Annotated in this window: 1 protein-coding gene; it reads left to right on the top strand. The window is 32.5% G+C overall.

Going from position 1 to position 2,187, the window contains the following annotated elements:
• Nucleotides 1-1,843, top strand: a 1,843-nt coding sequence (locus RMO83_RS16690; protein WP_310560835.1) for a T9SS type A sorting domain-containing protein, incomplete at its 5' end; no start/stop codon positions are given.
• Between the last annotated feature and the right edge of the window lie 344 nt (nucleotides 1,844-2,187).

The following is a 2,187-nucleotide window of genomic DNA, read 5'->3' as shown; positions in this document are numbered from 1 at the left end:
TCTTTGGAGTAATGCTAGTACCGATTTTGCTTTAACTGGTTTATCAGCAGGTACTTATACTGCGGTTGTAACCGATGCAAATGGTTGTACCGCAAATATTTCTGTCGAAATTACGCAACCATTAAAAATAGAAGAAAGTATTTATCATACTAATCCTGATTGTTCTGGTGAAAATGGAACTGCAAGTGCATATGCTACGGGTGGAACTGAACCATATACTTACTCTTGGAGCAACGGAGCTACAACTTCATCAATATCTGGATTATCAGCTGGACTTTATACAGTGATAATTACAGATTCTAATGGTTGTACAGAAACTGCAACTGTAGTATTAAATTCTGCGGTTGCAATGATTACAAATGTTACAAATACAAACGTAAATTGTTTTGGTAGCAATACAGCATCTGCGACAGTAACTGTAACTGGTGGTACTGCACCTCATAACATATTATGGAATAACGGAGGCACAAGTTTTAATCCAACTAATTTAATAGCAGGAACTTATACAGCATTAATTACAGATAGTAGTGGTTGTAAAGTAGGTGTTTCGGTAACCATAACAGAGCCTGAGGAATTAGTAAGTTCTTTTACACAAAGTAATCCATCATGTTGTGGCGGAAATAATGCTACAATTACTGTAGTTTCTAGTGGTGGAACGCCGACACATTCTATATTATGGAATAACGGAAATACTAATTTCATTAGAACAGGATTGTCAGTTGGAACATACACTTATACTGTAACTGATTCTAATGGCTGCTCAACAACTGGCTCAGTTACGATTTTGAATGTTGCACCAATGTCAATTTTAATTACTAAAACAAATATAACTAGTTACGGCGGTTACGGTACTGCAACGGCAACTGTTAGTGGCGGAACGGCTGCTTATTCTTACAAATGGTATTCGTCTCCAAGCCAATATACTCAAACAGCAAGTTTACATGCTGGTACTTGGAAAGTTAGAGTTACAGATGCAAATGGTTGTATATCTTACAAATGGGTAACATTGACTTATGGATCATGCAGCGGATATGTAACTTTACCTCGAGCATCTTATGGAGAATCCTGTACTGATGAAGGTGGTTATGGTTGTTATTTAGCAGATAATTTTGCAAATTCATTCCCTAATGGTTTGATGGTTGGATCTGCAAATAGTTTTTTGAATTTTGATTCAGCTAATGCAATTTCTAATTTCTTACCGTCAGGCAATTTTTACGGAGCATTAAATTCTGGAATTATGCAGAATCCGACTGCAATAAATTATAGCAATGGATTAGCGGCTCAAGCAATTGCGCTTACTATTACATTATCATTCAACAACAATAATGACTTTTCTGCTCCAACTTCTCCAATGGGAGAATTATTTGTAAGCTCAGGAATATTTGTTGGAATGACTGTAAATCAAATGCTTGAAATTGCAAATTCGGTTTTAGGTGGCGAAAATTCGAATTATTCATTAATAGATATATTCAATTCACTTGATGCTATTAACCGAAATTTCGAAAACGGAACAGTCGATTTGGGATATTTGGTTTTAACCAATCCAAGTTTATCGACTAATAATGTCAATATAGACAATCCGATTTTGAGTTATGTTGTATATCCAAATCCGGTTACTGCTGTTTCTAAAATAGAGTTTAGTTTGACTTTTGATACTTCTGTAAACATTCAGGTTTACGATTTAAATGGTCGAATGATAAACGAAATCTTTAAGGGACAAGCTTCGTCTGGTCAAAAATACAATATTGAATTCAATTCAAATGACTTGGCTTCTGGAACTTATTTTATTAAATTAGTAACCGATAAAAATGTATATAATAAATCGGTTTTAGTGTCGAAATAATATATAATTTAATCTTAAAAAGAAAACCCTTTTCATTAAATTGATAAGGGTTTTTTAATGAAAACTTATATTATAATTCTAAATTAAGTTATTGAATTAATTTTAATTTTTTTGACCTTTGTCAAAGTTCTAAATATTAAGTAAAAAACTTATTATGCACATAAATTGAAAATATTCTTCTATAAATTTTCGGATTTTCATTTTTACTTTTATAAAAAATCCCAAACTCTTTCGAATTTGGGATTTCTATTTTTAAGTCCCATCTTTTGAGGGATATAGGGAATTCTAAACTTTAAATCTTTTTCTATCAGTTTCGTTCAAATAAATTTTTCTTAAACGAATAG

Origin of the sequence: Flavobacterium sp., assembly GCF_031423415.1 — a bacterium.
Classification (GTDB): domain Bacteria; phylum Bacteroidota; class Bacteroidia; order Flavobacteriales; family Flavobacteriaceae; genus Flavobacterium.
Note: the sequence above shows the minus strand (reverse complement) of the source record. Positions and strands in the feature narration are given on the sequence as shown.